A 13,544-nucleotide genomic window follows, 5' to 3' on the forward strand; every position below is an offset into this window, starting at 1 on the left:
GGTGAGGCTAGGGACGCCGTGTGAAGCCGTGGTGCCCGCGCCGTTTCGTCCGGGTAACCCCGTGAACGGCCCGCCGTGTACGGCAGTTGGTGCCCCGTCAGGCCGTGGGACGGGCGTGTGGGAGCTCGTCGTCGAGCCAGCAGGCGGCGTCCTCGGTGACCAGCAGCAGCTCCTCGAAGGCGACGCCGACACCGCGGAAGGCGACCCGGGGGGCGATCGACCACAGGCCGGGCGGCAGCCGCTGGCCGTCCGGGAGGGGCCGGGCCGGGTGCACGACGACGCCGCCGGGCAGCGCCCGGTCGACGGCGGCGTAGCCGTGCCGGGCGGCGAGGACGTCGACGGCCCGGCGGATGCGGAACAGCGGTCTGCCGCACCGGACTTCGTGGAGGACGAGGTCGCGGTAGGCGGGCAGGTCGGCCCGGAGGGCGTCCCAGACGGGGTTGCCGCCGAGGTGCCCGGCGAGCGCGATGCCGATGGTGCAGCCCTGCGCGGTGACGACCGCGTCGAGGAGGTAGGGCGTGCCGTCCCGGAGGCGCTCCGGTTCGCGCAGCAGGGAGAGGAAGCGACCTCCCGTGCGCGCCAGTCCGGCGCCCGCCAGTCCGACGCCCGTCGGCCCGGCGGCCGTCCGCCGTCCGAACCGGGCCGCCGGCCGCCGGACGAAGCCGCCGAGGCCGGCCGCCCGCAGGGACTGCCGCAGCCACTCGGCCGCCTCGGACTCCCGCATCCCCGAACGCAGTTGCCCCGCAGCCCGTTCGGCCACCCGGTAGGCGAGTTGCTGCAGGTCGCGGTAGCGGTCGAGGTCCGACTCCTCGTAGGGCAGCGCCGGACCCCGGGTGCGGGCCGGGGCCGTGCCGGGCGACCGGAGGGGGCTGCTGGGCATGGCGGGTACCTCGCCTCGCGGGTCGGCCGGACGGAGCTTGTTGAGTAGTACTCAAAAGTAGCCATGAGTGCGGTGAAGTCAATAGGATGCGCAGATGCTTCCCCCACCCCGCGCCGGACGGCGGCTCTCGGCGGACCAGCGCCGCCGCCAGATCCTGGACTCCGCCCGGGAGTTGGTGCACTCCAGCGGGCTGGAGACGCTCTCCGTCGAGTCGGCGGCCCGTTCGGCGGGGGTCTCGCCCGGGCTGCTGTTCCACTACTTCGGCTCCCAGCGCGGGTTCCGGTCCGCGGTGGTGCAGCTGGTGGCGGAGGAGCTGCTCGGGCAGGTCGCGCCGGACCCGACGCTCAGCGGGGCGGAGCAACTGCGCGGCGGGATCGAGACGTTCATCGCCTTCGTCGGACGCCACCCCACGCTCTACCTGGCGGTGGTCCGGCAGGTGGAGCGCGGCGGCACGGGCACCATGGCCACGCTGCACCGCGACCTCCGGGCCCGGTTCGCGGAGTGGATCCTGGCCGCTCTGGTCGGCGCCGGGACGCCCCGGACTCCCGCCGTCACCGCCACCGTGCACGGCTGGCTCGCGTACATGGAGGAGCTGCTGGTCGGCTGGCTGGACGGGACCGAGCTGACCGCCGCCGAGCTCGCCGATCTGTGCGAGCGCAGCGCCTACCAGCTGGTCGCGGTGGCCGTCGACGACCCGCACCGCTGGCGGGAGATCCGGGCGGCCCTCGACCACCGGCCCTGAATCCGGGGCGGTCCCGGGTCTTCCCGAACGGCCGGTGGCCCGGCTACCGTCCCACACCGGCGAGCGGTGATCGGCGAGCCGTGCCCGGCATCCGCGTCCGTGCTCGCATCCGCATCCGCATGCGCATCCGCACCGTCCACTGGCCCTCTCCCCTCAGGAGCGCCCGATGTCGACTGCCCAGCCCGCCACGGGTGTTGCCGTGGACGCCGAGTCCGCGCCGCCGCGTCGCCTCCTCGCCCGGGTGCTGTCCGGCGTGCTGGTGGGACTGCTCGTCGCCTGCGTCCTGGCGGCGGTGGCGGTCGCCGCGCTCGCGGTGCGGGTGGACGGGTCCAGCATGCGGCCGACGCTGGCCGACGGTCAGCGGCTGCTGACCGTGCCCGGCAGCGACGGGACGGACGTGCACCGGCTGGACGTGGTGCTGCTGAAGCGGCCCGGCCGGGACGAAGTGATCGTCAAGCGGGTGATCGGACTGCCCGGCGACCGGGTGGAGATCTCCTCGACGCCGCAGGACACGTTCGCGGTGCTGGTGCAGCCGGGCGGCAGCGGCCCGTGGTTCCGGGTCGGCCTCCCCGCCTGGACGGCGCAGGCGCACCGGACCGTCAGCTGCTGTACCCCGGACGGCACCCGGACGGCGGGGCCGGCCACGCAGACGGTGCCACCGGGGCGGCTGTTCTTCCTCGGGGACAACCCGGACGGCTCGGAGGACTCGCGCACCTTCGGCTGGGGCGACCTCGCCACCGTCTCGGGCCGGGTCGGCCTGCGGGTCTGGCCCCCGGCCGCGTTCGGCGGGCTCGACGCCGCGCCGACCCTCACCGAGGTCCCGGCGCCGACCGACTGACGTGCGGCGCCCGCCTCAGGCGCGGGCGACCCGGACGAAGACCTCGGCGATCCGGCGGGCGGAGGCGCCGGGGTCGTCCGCGCCCTGGACGATGTGACTGGCGGTCAGGCGCACGGCCGTGTCGACGGCGAGCTCGCGCGAGTCGGGGTCGATCGCTGGCCAGGCCGCGGCGGCGTAACCGTCGAGCATGGCCGTGGCGGTGGTGAAGGCCGACTCGGCGCGGGTGGTGAGGTAGGAGAGCAGGCCGTCCTCGCCGTCCCGGGTGGCGGTGAGCATGGCCTTGACCAGCGGGTTGCGCCCCGCGAGCCGGAGGGTGAAGAGGGCGGCGGCCTCGGCCGCGGCCCGCGGGTCCTCGGGGTGCTCGTCGAGCTGCTGCTCGATGCCGCCGAGGCAGAGTTCGAGCTCGCGGTTGAAGAGCGCTTCGCCGAGCGCGTCCTTGGAGCCGAACTCGTTGTAGACGGTCTGCCGGCTGACCCCCGCGACGGCGGCGACCTGGGTCATCCGCAGCCGGTCGAAGCCGTCGGCGGCGACCAGGTCCCGGGCGGTGTCGAGCAGCCGGTCCCGCAGCAGTGACCTGACGGTCTCCCTGATCCATGCCATCCGCCGACTATAGCCACGCCGCAGGTCAGCTGAGCAGACACCTGTACCGGTCCGTGCCAACGCTATTGACACCTACTCACCTCCTGCTTACTTTCTGGACACGCAGCCGAAATATGTAAAGCGCTCCGGGGGTGTCGGGATGGGCGCTCCCGGAGCCGGCCGCGCCTCAGGTACCCGCGCACACCCTCAGCGGCGCGGGACGACGGATGGAGACCCCATGCAGGAAGAATCCAGAGGTGTCACGCGCTGGCGCAGATCCGCGCTGATCGCGGTGCCGGCCACGGCCGCCGTCGCCGCGATGACGCTGGCGATGGCCCAGGGCGTGCTCGCCGCGAACCTCTCGCTCACCAGCGTTCCGTTCACCCTGTCCTCGAACACCGTCGCGGCCTCCAAGGGCCTCGGCGCGGTCATGACCACCGTGACCGCGGGCAGCCCCACCGCCGCGGCCGAGGTCGGTCTGCCCAAGGCGGGTCTGGACGGCATCTGCATCCACGCCGTCCAGTCGGTCAACCTGCCGGTCGTCGGCACGATCGGCACCTGGTCGATGAACATCTCCTCACCGGCCGCGGCCACCCCCCTCACCACCGCCCAACTCGCCGCCGGGCAGGGCATCCAGGCGAACAACCTGATCCTGGACGCCCAGTCGGTGAAGGGCGCCACCGCGACCCTCAACGCCACCGCCGCCACCCCCAACCAGATCGGTGCGGCGGCCGACAGCGCCAACATCAAGGGCACCGGCATCACCGACGGCACCGCGGGCCAGTTCGGCCTGGACGCCACCGGCGGCCAGACCGACATCCTCGGCCTCAAGGCCAACGCCAACGGCGCCACCATCGGCGGCGCCATCACCCTGCCGAACCTGGCGATCAACCTGGCCAACGGGGACACCGCCGGGAAGGGCGCGGGCGGCGGCGACTGCTGACGGACCCTCGGTCCGCCGGTACCGCCCGCACCCGGGGTGGAGCGCCGTGCACGGACGGCGCTCCACCCACCCCCGAACCTTCGACGCCCGACCTCCGAAGACCCCAGCGAGGACCCCGATGGCAACCACCCCCGCCGCCCCCGACCACTCGGCCGACGTCTCCGGCCCGTCGGCCCCGGAAGCCCCGCCCGGGCAGACCCGGCCCGCCGCGCCCACCCGCGCACGGCTCGCGCTCCGCCGCTGGCGCCGCACCCGTCCGTTCTGGGCCGCGGTGTGGACCGCACTCGGCGGCTTCGTGATCCTCTACCTGCCGCTCGCCCCGATCGGCCAGATCCTGCACGTCGGCGTCGGCGGCATCACCGGCATGGCGGGCGGCGCCATCCTGATGGCGCTGGCCGGGCTGATGCTGCTGCTCCCGGGCCAGCGGCACACCGCCGGAGTGGTGGCCGTGATCGTCGGCGTCGCCTCGTTCCCGCTGAGCAACCTGGGCGGGTTCTTCGTCGGCATGTTCCTCTCCGTGCTGGGCGGCTCGATGGCGGTCGGCTGGCTCCCGGAGAAGCCCGCCCGCCGGCCCGGACTCCTCCGCCGCCGCACCGGCAAGGGGCTCGTCCCGTCGGCGCCCGAGACGGCGGAGGCCTGAGACGGTGATCATGAACCTGCGTCAACTCCCGCGGCGCCTGCGCGAGTCGGCGGTCGACTGGAACCGGACGATGCGCAGCGAGGCCGCCGACGGCAGCGTGCACGGCACCCGCTGGGCCCGCTCCGCCGCCGTCCTGCTGCCGGCCACCCTGACCGTCGGCGCGCTCGGCGCGGCCCTGGCCCACGGCGCGCTCGCGGCGGGCTTCAACGTCACCAACACCCCGTTCACCCTCACCTCCAACGGCGTCTCCGGCACCGGCTTCGGCGCGATCCTCAACACCCCGACCATCGAGAACGCCAACGGCTCCACCTCCACCAGCACCGCGATGGCCCGGGTCGGCTTCGCCAGCGCCGGGCTGGCCGGGCTGTGCGGGATCGTCCACCAGTCGATCGCCGGCGTGCCGTACTCGCTGCTCCTGACGGCCGGTCAGCCGGTGGCCGCGACCCCGCCGGCCACCGTCACCACCGACATCAACGCCTCGAACCTCTACATCGAGGCGCCGACGCTCACCGCTTCGGGCAACACCACGCTGCAGAACGCGGTGCTCGGCATGTCCGCCGACCAGGTGATGGTCGCCGGACAGCCGCTGACGGGAGCCCAGGCGGGCGGCTTCGGCCTGGGCTCGGCCGGGTCCGGACCGAACGGCTCGACCGTCAACCTGGCCGGGCTGAACGCCAACGCGTACACCGCCGAGATCGCCGGTTCGCTCACCCTCCCCGCCCTCAACATCCGGGTCGTCGCCGGATCGGCGAACACGTGCTGACCGGGACGCGCGCCGCCGCCAGGACGCGCGCCGCCACCGGGGCCGGCTGGCGCTGGTTCACCGCCTTCCGCCGGACCAGGCCGTTCTGGGGCGGGCTCTGGCTGGTCGCCGGTGGCTGGACGGTGCTGAAGTTCTCGCTCGGCGCGATCCAACTGGTCACCGCGGTCGGCTTCAACGCGGTGGCCGGGTACCTGGTCGGCGGCGGGATGATGCTCTGCGGGCTGATCCCGATCGCCGCGCCGCGCCAGCGGGTCACCTTCGGGCTGATCGGCACCGTGCTGGCGGTGGTGTCGCTGGTGGTGTCCAACCTGGGCGGCTTCCTGCTCGGGATGGTGCTGGGGGTGCTCGGCGGGGCGATGACGGCGGGTTGGGGGCCGCGGCGCGGCCGGGCACCTGCCGCCGGAGCCGACCGGGGAGGAGCGGGAACATCCGGTGAGAGCCGGGGAGCCGGAGGATCAGGAGCCGCCGGGGCCACCGGAGTCGGCGCCGCGGTCGGCGGGGGCGCGCCGTGATCCGCACGCGGCGGGCCGCTGCCGTCACCGCCGCCTTCGCGGCCCTGGTCGGGACGGCCCTCGTCCCCGACCGGTCGGCGGGTGCCGCCGGGCCGCCGCGGCTCGCCGCGCCCGCCGCCGTGCTGCCGGGTGAGCCGCAGCCGCTCGGAATGCCGTTCCTCCCCACGCCCACGCCCATGCGCGTCACCATCGACAGCATGGTCGCGGTCGGCCTGACGGTGAAGAACAACGTCACCATCCGGCTCTCCGACGGCACCACCCGGGTCACCACCCAGTACACCTTCACCAAGCTGCAGATCCGCGACAACATGCAGGTCCGCCACACCGCACCCGACGGCACCGCGATCTCCATCTCGGTGCCCGACACCGGCTCGCTCGGCGGCATCGACAAGGCCGGCCAGCCGGAGACCACCGTGATGTGGGGCGACATCAGGCAGATCTGCGTCCCGATCCTGCTGATCCCGATCTGCGGCATCCAGGGCCTGCTGAACTTCTTCGGCTCCTTCATCCAACTCACCGCGGGGGCCACCAACTTCGACGCCGACGTCTACGGGATCCGGACCATCGACGACCACTCCGACCTCAGCAACACCAACAACCCGGTCCACCTGCCCGGCACGATCTCGGTGACCGGCCCGTGAACGGCGAGACGGGGCGCACCCACTGGCGGCGCAGCGCGCTGATCGCGCTCCCCGCCCTGGTGGCGGCGGGCTCGCTCGGCGGCGCGATGGCGAACGGCGCGCTGGCGGGCGGGCTCCAGATCCAGTCCGGCACCGTCCAGCTGACCACCAGCAGCCTCTACGGCACCCGGTACGCGGCGGCCGTGGTCGACCAGACCTCGGTCCGGGCGGACGGCACCACCACGACCGTCCACCCGCTGCGGATGGGCTTCGCCAAGGGCGTGATCAACGGACTCTGCCTCGCCCAGCAGCAGCAGATCATGGGCGCCACCTACACCTTGATGTTCTCGCTCGGCGACAACGACCCGGCCACCTGGGAGATCGTCACCGAGAACACCGTGCTCGACCTGCGCAGCGCGACCGGCGAACTCGACATGGACGGCCTGGTCGACCTCAACATCAACGGCCCGGACACCGTGATGGCCCCGGACGGCAGCCCGCCGGTCCCCAACCCCCTCGGCAGCCCCGAGCACCGCTTCGGCATCCAGGCCGGCTACGCCAAGTTCGACCGCGTCACCGCCACCGTCCACGACCTCCAGCTCCCCGGGCTGCTCTCCACCCCGGGCCTGCGCATCACCGTCCGCCCCGGTGCCGTCAACTGCCCGGCCCCCGCCGCCCCGACGGGCACGCCGGGCACGCGCTGAGCGGCCGCGGGCTCGACGCGCGCTCCGACGCGGTGACCGTCGGCCTCGCCCCGGCACGGAACCCGCGGGCCGGGCGGCGCATGATCGTCGGTTCGGCGGCCGGGCGTCACCGTGGATTGTTAGGGTGATGGTCGATCAAGAACGGCTGAGGGGTGGGGATCCATGAGTTCGCAGGACGGCAGTGACCGTGCGGGTTTCGGGTGCGCGGCGTGCTTCGCCGAGGACGCTGCGGTGGCGCAGGCGCACCACCACAACCGTGACGGGGTCCGGCTCGAGAGCTACATCCAGGACGACTCGCATTTCATCGTCTCCGTCAAGCGGTGCGTCCTGTGCTCGCAGGCCTTCGTGAGCGTGTTCACCGAGTTCGTCGACTGGGCCGGCTCGAACGACGCGCAGTACCGCACGGTGCTGCCGATCACGGATGCCGAGGCGGAGGACCTGGTGGCGGGGCGGTTGACCCCGCACCAGGTCGGGGCGCTGGGAGCAGACCGCCGCCATCTGCACAGCGACCGGCCGACCGGTGCCGAGGAGGCGACCGTGTACTGGCGCAGCGGCGCCTTCGCGGTCGTCGAGGGGCACTGACCGCCGGACGGGGCCCCCGACCCACCACGGGTCGGGGGCCCCGTCCGTCGGTGGGTCAGCCGCAGGGGGAGCCGTTGAGGCGGAACTGGGCCGGGGGCTGGTTGGCGCCGGTGTTGGTCGCCTGGAAGCCGAAGGAGACCGAACCTCCCGGGGCCACGGTGGAGTTCCAGCCGAGGTCCTTGGCGGTGACGGTGGTACCGGACTGCGTCGCGGCGGCGTTCCAGGCGTTGGTGAGGCGCTGGGCGCCGGGGAAGGACCAGGTGAGGGCCCAGCCGTTGAGCGGGGTGGTGCCGGTGTTCTTCAGGGTGACGTCGGCGGTGAAGCCGGTGCCCCAGTCGCCGGCCATCTTGTAGGTGACGGCGCAGGAGGCGGCGGGCGGCTGGGTGGTGCTGTCCGCCTCGGTGGCGGTGAGGGTGGCGGCCTCCACGCCCGGGCCGGCGAGGGTGAAGACGGCGGAGCCGTTGGCGGTGTCGGCGTCGGGGGCGGCGGTCAGGGTCAGGTTCTGCGCGGTGGACCAGTTGGCGGCGGTGAAGAGCAGCGAGCCCGAGGCACCGAGGTCCTGGTCGCCCGAGGTACGGGTCGCGGTCACGGTGACGTTCTGGGCGGGGGCGGCCGAGAGCCGGACGCCGACCGTGGCCGAACCGCCCTCGGGGACGGTGACGGTCGGGGAGGCCAGCACCTTCGGGGTGGTGGGCGTGCCGGTCGGCCGGTCGGCGGCGAAGGAGACCAGCCAGGCCAGCGCGGCGTTCCAGTTGATCGCCACCTCGTTGGTGGAGTACGAGCCGATGTCGTCGACGTAGCACTTGGCGGGCGCGCACCCGGCCAACTTGGCCTGCGCCACCGGGTCCTGGAGCCCGGCGTTCGGGCCGCCCGCGAAGGAGCCGGCCGGCGGGTGCGGCAGCGAGGCGTCGTACTGGTGGGCCCAGAAGCGGTGGTGCTGGTTCTCCACCGCGCGCTCGCCGTAGCCGGTGACGTAGGAGAGGTCGAGCGCATTGCGGCCCAGCAGGTAGTCCAGCGACTCCAACGCGCCTGCGCGGTAGCGCTGTTGGCCGGTCAGCTCGTAGGCCACGGCCATCAGGGCGCCGTTGCCCGCCACCGCGCTGTTGGAGCCCCAGACGTAGCCGTCGGGTGCGAGCGGCACCGCGTAGCCCTGGCCGTTCTGGGTGGTCAGCTGCGCGTCCGCGACGGTGGTCAACGAGGCCCGCACCTTGGCCAGTTCGGCGGCGGGCAGCGCAACCCCCGGCACCGTGGCCAGGGTGATCCGGCCCAGCGTCCCGGTGTCGCCCCACCAGAACGGGGTGGCCGGGGCCGCCTGGACCGGGGAGTTGACCACCGCGTCGCGGTACTGGGACTCCCCGGTGGTGGCGAGGAGCTCGGCGGCGGCCCAGTAGAACTCGTCCGAGAGGGCCGAGTCCTCGTACGCCCCGCCGCCGGTGGAGTCGGTGGCCGGTGCGTAGACCGCCGGGTTGGCCTGGGCGGCCGACCAGGCCCGCTTGGCCGCGGTCAGCGCGCGGGCCGCGAAGGCGGCGTCGTAGGGGGCGTAGACCCGGGCGGCCTGGGCGGCGGTGGCGGCCAGGTTGAGCGTGGCGGCGGTCGACGGGCGGTGCAACTCGCGCTGCTCGGAGTCGAGTTCGGGCCTGGTCGGCAGGGCCGTCCACTGCGCGTCGTGCACCTTGTGGAAGGCCATGCCGGCCTGCGGCCGGCCCTCCGGCACCTGCATCCGGAGCAGGAAGTCGAGCTCCCAGCGGGCCTCGTCGAGCACGTCCGGCACGCCGTTGCCCCGCTCGGGGACCTTCAGCGTGGAGTCGCCGAGGGCGGCCTCGGTGCCCGAACGGCGGGCCCGCTCGAAGGAGTTGACCAGCTGCCAGGTGGCGATGCCGCCGTTGACCACGTACTTGCCCTGGTCGCCGGCGTCGTACCAGCCGCCGCGCACGTCCTGCCGGTAGTCGCAGACCCCGGCCTGGCAGGGCACCGAGGTGTCGCCCTTGTTCGGTGCCACCCCGAGGTGACCGGCCGGGCGGGCGTACGCGGAGCCGACCAGCGAGGCGTCGATGGCGATGCCGCTGCGCTGGTGGTGGAAGAAGGCGAGGCTGTCCGAGCGCAGGCCGTCGTAGAGGGCGGGGGAGAGGTCGAAGGGGTGGCCGGCCTGCCCGTCCACCACCAGGGTGTAGCCGGTGCCCGTGCCGGAGTAGGAGGAGAAGTCGGCGGTGTGGAGCGACTCGCCGGAGGCGCGGTCGGCGCCGCGCACGGTGGTGGTGCCGGAGGCCACGGTCCGGCCGGCCGAGTCGCGCAGCTGCCAGGGCAGCGGGGCGGTGGCGGCGCTGACCACGGTGGCGCGCTTGGGGCCGTCCGGCAGGTAGCCGAGCTGGTTGACGCGGACGGAGGCGGCGGGTTCGGCGGCGTGCGCCGCGAGCATCGCGGTGCCGGGGGCGAGCAGCGCGAGGCCGGTCACCAGGGCGGCGGCAGCGCGCAGGTGGAGGCGGGACGTGACGGGCGACATGGGGGTGGGGCCCTTCTGCCTGGGTGGGGGACGGAGCGTGGGAGCGCTCCCAAGGGATATGAAGCCAGTCCTCCGCTCGCCGGTCAAGAGCCTCTCACGGATGTGGTCGGATTCCCGCCCCCGCCGTCAAGTCGCCCTGCCTGGCGTCAAGTCGCGCGGATGGGGCGCGCATGGGGCGCGCGGCAACCGGGCGCCGGGTACGGCAAACCGGCATCGGACGGGGCCGTCTGACGGCAGGTCAGCCGACGGGCAGTACCGGGTAGACGAACCCGGCGTCCGGCGCCCGGTAGTCCGCCAGCCAGCGGCCGAGCACCATCGCGGAGGGCAGGAACATGGGCTCCGGCAGCTCACCGACCGGCACCCGCTCCCAGCCCGCGCAGGAGTGGGGCTCCAGCACCAGGGCGGGCGCGTCGCTCGGCGGCGCCAGGACGGCGGCGGTCAGCCGGGGGCGGCCCAGGTCGTGGTCGAGCAGCAGCGCCAGCACCCGCATCTCCTCGGCGGGCAGCACGATGCCGGTCTCCTCGGCGAGCTCCCGGGCGGCGGTCTGCTCGAAGGACTCGCCCGGGTCCACCTTGCCGCCGGGCAGGCTCCAGGTCGGCGGCTCGCCGGCGGTGGTGCGGCGGCCGATCAGGACGGTGCCGTCCGGGCCCGGCACGATCACGCCGGCACCCAGCATCGGGCGGTGACTCAAGCTGAACTCCCGGTCAGCGGAGGCGGTCTACCACGGGGACGGCTCGTAGTCCTTGAGGAAGCAGCCGTAGAGGTCCTCACCGGCCTCGCCGCGGACGATCGGGTCGTAGACCCGGGCGGCGCCGTCCACCAGGTCGAGCGGGGCGTGGAAGCCCTCCTCGGCCAGGCGCATCTTGTCCGGGTGCGGGCGCTCGTCGGTGATCCAGCCGGTGTCCACCGCGGTCATCAGGATGCCGTCGGTCTCCAGCATCTCCTTGGCGCTGGTCCGGGTGAGCATGTTGAGCGCGGCCTTGGCCATGTTGGTGTGCGGGTGGCCGGCGCCCTTGTAGCCGCGGCTGAACTGGCCCTCCATCGCGGAGACGTTGACCACGTACTTGCGCCGGGCCGTGGAGGCGGCCATCGCCGGGCGGAGCTTGCTGACCAGGATGAACGGCGCGGTGGAGTTGCAGAGTTGGACCTCCAGCAGCTCGATCGGGTCGACCTCGCTGACGGTCTGCACCCAGCTGTTGGTGTCGTGCAGGTCCGGCACCAGGCCGCCCGCGTCGATCGCGGTCCCGGCGGCGATCCGGTCCGGCGTGGCGGAGCCGGAGACCAGGGCCAGCGCGGTGACGTCCTCGGCGCTGATCAGCTCGCGGGTCTGGCCCGGCAGTGCCGGGCGGTCCACGCTGCCGCTGCCGAAGGTGCCGATCACGGTGGCGGCGGGGAGCTCGCCGGCGGGCAGCGGGGCGTTCTCCGCCAGCACCAGCTCGCGGTAGGCGGCGGGCGAGCGGCGCACGGTCTGCGCGGCGTTGTTGATCAGGATGTCCAGCGGACCCTCGGCGGCGACCTCCTCGGCCAGCGCGACGACCTGGCCGGGGTCGCGCAGGTCGATCCCGACGATCTTCAGGCGGTGGATCCACTCGTCGCTGTCCGGCATCGCCTTGAAGCGGCGGATCGCGTCGTTGGGGAAGCGGGTGGTGATGGTGGTGTGCGCGCCGTCCCGGAGCAGGCGCAGCGCGATGTACATCCCGATCTTGGCCCGGCCGCCGGTGAGCAGCGCCCGACGGCCCGTCAGGTCGGTGCGGGCGTCGCGGCGGGAGTGGCTGTCCTTGGCGCAGGACTGGCAGAGCTGGTGGTAGAACGCGTCGACCTCGACGTAGCGCTGCTTGCAGATGTAGCAGGAGCGCGGGCGCTCGAGTATCCCGGCGATCTCGGTGGTGGTGGTCGTGGTGAGGCCGAACGCCCCGGCCGTCTCGTCGTCGATCCGGGTCGGCGCGCCGGTCGCGGTGGCGGCGGTCACGGCGCGGTCGTTGGCGGTCTTGCGGGCCCGGGTCTCCTGGCGGCGGCGCTGCTTGAGCGTCCGGAAGATGCCGCCGACGGCCTGGCGGACGGTGATCGCGTCCGGGTGGTCCACGTGGATCTCGTCCAGCTCGGCCAGGATCTCGAGGCAGAGCGACAGGCGCTCGGGGTCGATGCCGGGGCCGAAGTCGGTCTCGTCCTCGTCCTGCATGGTGTCCGGGCCGATGCCCTGGGTGGTGTCGCCCGTCATTGCCCGCACTGCTTCCTTCGCTGCCCTACCTGGATACCCCGTGAACTTTACGGAGTGGCGGGCGGAGGGCCAAACCTCCGATCGGGTGTAAGTGTCTGATTGACCTTGCATCCATTACTGCTCCGCCCTAGGGTGAGATGTAACAGACAGCAGCGGGATGTAGTCATTACCGAGGGAGCGGACATGAACACCTGGAACGACTGGCAGCGCAGCTGGGACCGGCAGCAGGAGTGGTACCTCCCCGACCGCGAGGAGCGCTTCCGCGTGATGCTCGACCTCGTCGAGGCCGTGGCCGGGCCGGCTCCGCGCGTGCTCGACCTGGCCTGCGGCACCGGCAGCATCAGCGAGCGCCTGCTCGCCCGCCTCCCGCAGGCCACCTCCGTGGGCGTCGACCTCGACCCCGCCCTGCTCGCCATCGCCCGCGGCCACTTCGCCGACGAGCCCCGGCTGACCCTGGTCACCGCCGACCTGCGCGACCCCGACTGGGCCTCGCACCTGCCCGCCGGCCCGTACGACGCGGTCGTCACCGCCACCGCCCTGCACTGGCTCGCCACGGACGACCTGCTCCGGCTCTACGGGGACCTGGCGAAGGTGCTCCGCCCCGGCGGGATCTTCCTCAACGCCGACCACACCCCGGAGGAGGACATCCCGCTGCTGCGCGCGGCCGACGCCGCCTTCCAGGAGGGCCGCCAGGCCCGGGAGAAGGCGGAGGGCGTGCTCGACTGGAAGGAGTGGTGGGCCGCCGCCGGCGCCGATCCGCTGCTGGCCGAGCACGTCGTGGCCCGCTCCGAGCTCTACCGCGATCACAAGGACGGCGAGGTCCACCCGGCCGCCTGGCACACCGCGTCGCTCGTCGCCGCCGGCTTCCGCGAGGCCGGCATCCCCTGGCGCTCCGTCGACGACTCCCTGGTGGCGGCCGTCCTCTGACGGCCGGTCAACTCCCCGGTGGCCGTCCCGCTCCCCGGCCGACCCTCGGGCGGCGGAGCCGGGCCGCCCGGGTGGGAGACTCGGCGGGTGCGGGGG

The 13,544-nt window shown here is 73.7% G+C and carries 15 protein-coding genes; 10 read left to right on the forward strand and 5 right to left on the reverse strand.

Annotated elements, in window-relative coordinates:
• Nucleotides 1–97: 97 nt before the first annotated feature.
• Nucleotides 98–880: a M24 family metallopeptidase gene (locus ACWCYY_RS04125; protein WP_449795027.1), complete on the reverse strand. Its 783-nt coding sequence runs from the start codon at nt 878–880 to the stop codon at nt 98–100.
• Between the two features lie 94 nt (nt 881–974).
• Here ACWCYY_RS04125 and ACWCYY_RS04130 point away from each other — a divergent pair, with 94 nt between their 5' ends.
• Both ACWCYY_RS04130 and lepB read left to right on the forward strand, forming a co-directional pair.
• On the forward strand, nt 975–1,622 hold the full coding sequence (locus ACWCYY_RS04130; protein WP_345281824.1) for a TetR/AcrR family transcriptional regulator: 648 nt from the start codon (nt 975–977) through the stop codon (nt 1,620–1,622).
• 166 nt (nt 1,623–1,788) lie between these two features.
• On the forward strand, nt 1,789–2,460 hold the full coding sequence (gene lepB / locus ACWCYY_RS04135) for a signal peptidase I (RefSeq protein WP_345281826.1): 672 nt from the start codon (nt 1,789–1,791) through the stop codon (nt 2,458–2,460).
• A 15-nt stretch (nt 2,461–2,475) separates the two neighbouring features.
• Here lepB and ACWCYY_RS04140 read toward each other — a convergent pair whose 3' ends face one another.
• A complete protein-coding gene (locus tag ACWCYY_RS04140; protein ID WP_345281828.1) occupies nt 2,476–3,060 on the reverse strand; it encodes a TetR family transcriptional regulator in 585 nt (194 codons plus the stop codon).
• Between the two features lie 217 nt (nt 3,061–3,277).
• Between ACWCYY_RS04140 and ACWCYY_RS04145 the strand changes: the two genes are divergently transcribed.
• The 7 genes from ACWCYY_RS04145 (at nt 3,278) to ACWCYY_RS04175 (ending at nt 7,803) form a co-directional block, all read left to right on the forward strand.
• Nucleotides 3,278–3,982, forward strand: a complete 705-nt coding sequence (locus ACWCYY_RS04145; RefSeq protein ID WP_345281829.1) for a DUF6230 family protein — start codon at nt 3,278–3,280, stop codon at nt 3,980–3,982.
• Nucleotides 3,983–4,100: 118 nt separating this feature from the next.
• Nucleotides 4,101–4,622 (forward strand): DUF6114 domain-containing protein, encoded by a 522-nt coding sequence (locus tag ACWCYY_RS04150; RefSeq protein WP_345281830.1) that lies wholly within the window; start codon nt 4,101–4,103, stop codon nt 4,620–4,622.
• Between the two features lie 10 nt (nt 4,623–4,632).
• Nucleotides 4,633–5,385 carry a DUF6230 family protein gene (locus ACWCYY_RS04155; protein WP_345281911.1) on the forward strand — a complete coding sequence of 251 codons (753 nt, stop codon included), beginning with the start codon at nt 4,633–4,635 and terminating at the stop codon, nt 5,383–5,385.
• Nucleotides 5,379–5,897 (forward strand): DUF6114 domain-containing protein, encoded by a 519-nt coding sequence (locus ACWCYY_RS04160; protein ID WP_449795028.1) that lies wholly within the window; start codon nt 5,379–5,381, stop codon nt 5,895–5,897. The genes ACWCYY_RS04155 and ACWCYY_RS04160 overlap by 7 nt, the downstream gene beginning before the upstream one ends.
• Nucleotides 5,894–6,538 (forward strand): hypothetical protein, encoded by a 645-nt coding sequence (locus tag ACWCYY_RS04165; RefSeq protein ID WP_449795029.1) that lies wholly within the window; start codon nt 5,894–5,896, stop codon nt 6,536–6,538. The genes ACWCYY_RS04160 and ACWCYY_RS04165 overlap by 4 nt, the downstream gene beginning before the upstream one ends.
• The gene (locus ACWCYY_RS04170; protein ID WP_345281834.1) at nt 6,535–7,221 is read left to right on the forward strand and encodes a DUF6230 family protein; all 687 of its coding nucleotides are present in this window, start codon (nt 6,535–6,537) and stop codon (nt 7,219–7,221) included. Before ACWCYY_RS04165 ends, ACWCYY_RS04170 begins: the two co-directional genes overlap by 4 nt.
• A gap of 162 nt (nt 7,222–7,383) precedes the next feature.
• Complete coding sequence (locus ACWCYY_RS04175; RefSeq protein WP_345281836.1) at nt 7,384–7,803, forward strand: hypothetical protein; 420 nt, start codon at nt 7,384–7,386, stop codon at nt 7,801–7,803.
• A 55-nt stretch (nt 7,804–7,858) separates the two neighbouring features.
• Here the strand turns inward: ACWCYY_RS04175 and ACWCYY_RS04180 are convergent, their stop codons facing one another.
• The 3 genes from ACWCYY_RS04180 to ACWCYY_RS04190 form a co-directional block, all read right to left on the reverse strand.
• Nucleotides 7,859–10,303 (reverse strand): glycoside hydrolase family 9 protein, encoded by a 2,445-nt coding sequence (locus ACWCYY_RS04180; protein ID WP_449795030.1) that lies wholly within the window; start codon nt 10,301–10,303, stop codon nt 7,859–7,861.
• Nucleotides 10,304–10,541: 238 nt separating this feature from the next.
• Nucleotides 10,542–10,994 carry a nucleotide triphosphate diphosphatase NUDT15 gene (locus tag ACWCYY_RS04185; protein ID WP_345281840.1) on the reverse strand — a complete coding sequence of 151 codons (453 nt, stop codon included), beginning with the start codon at nt 10,992–10,994 and terminating at the stop codon, nt 10,542–10,544.
• 27 nt (nt 10,995–11,021) lie between these two features.
• The gene (locus ACWCYY_RS04190; RefSeq protein WP_449795120.1) at nt 11,022–12,482 is read right to left on the reverse strand and encodes an SDR family NAD(P)-dependent oxidoreductase; all 1,461 of its coding nucleotides are present in this window, start codon (nt 12,480–12,482) and stop codon (nt 11,022–11,024) included.
• Nucleotides 12,483–12,686: 204 nt separating this feature from the next.
• Here ACWCYY_RS04190 and ACWCYY_RS04195 point away from each other — a divergent pair, with 204 nt between their 5' ends.
• Complete coding sequence (locus ACWCYY_RS04195; protein ID WP_380150383.1) at nt 12,687–13,448, forward strand: class I SAM-dependent methyltransferase; 762 nt, start codon at nt 12,687–12,689, stop codon at nt 13,446–13,448.
• The last annotated feature ends 96 nt before the right edge of the window (nt 13,449–13,544 follow it).

Source organism: Kitasatospora sp. NPDC001664, from assembly GCF_053596675.1.

What these genes read in the sequence shown, in the direction of transcription:
- ACWCYY_RS04125 (WP_449795027.1), bottom strand. Translation starts at nt 880, where the DNA reads ATGCCCAGCAGCCCCCTCCGGTCGCCCGGCACGGCCCCGGCCCGCACC.
- ACWCYY_RS04130 (WP_345281824.1), top strand. Translation starts at nt 975, where the DNA reads ATGCTTCCCCCACCCCGCGCCGGACGGCGGCTCTCGGCGGACCAGCGC.
- lepB (WP_345281826.1), top strand. Translation starts at nt 1,789, where the DNA reads ATGTCGACTGCCCAGCCCGCCACGGGTGTTGCCGTGGACGCCGAGTCC.
- ACWCYY_RS04140 (WP_345281828.1), bottom strand. Translation starts at nt 3,060, where the DNA reads ATGGCATGGATCAGGGAGACCGTCAGGTCACTGCTGCGGGACCGGCTG.
- ACWCYY_RS04145 (WP_345281829.1), top strand. Translation starts at nt 3,278, where the DNA reads ATGCAGGAAGAATCCAGAGGTGTCACGCGCTGGCGCAGATCCGCGCTG.
- ACWCYY_RS04150 (WP_345281830.1), top strand. Translation starts at nt 4,101, where the DNA reads ATGGCAACCACCCCCGCCGCCCCCGACCACTCGGCCGACGTCTCCGGC.
- ACWCYY_RS04155 (WP_345281911.1), top strand. Translation starts at nt 4,633, where the DNA reads ATGAACCTGCGTCAACTCCCGCGGCGCCTGCGCGAGTCGGCGGTCGAC.
- ACWCYY_RS04175 (WP_345281836.1), top strand. Translation starts at nt 7,384, where the DNA reads ATGAGTTCGCAGGACGGCAGTGACCGTGCGGGTTTCGGGTGCGCGGCG.
- ACWCYY_RS04180 (WP_449795030.1), bottom strand. Translation starts at nt 10,303, where the DNA reads ATGTCGCCCGTCACGTCCCGCCTCCACCTGCGCGCTGCCGCCGCCCTG.
- ACWCYY_RS04190 (WP_449795120.1), bottom strand. Translation starts at nt 12,482, where the DNA reads ATGCAGGACGAGGACGAGACCGACTTCGGCCCCGGCATCGACCCCGAG.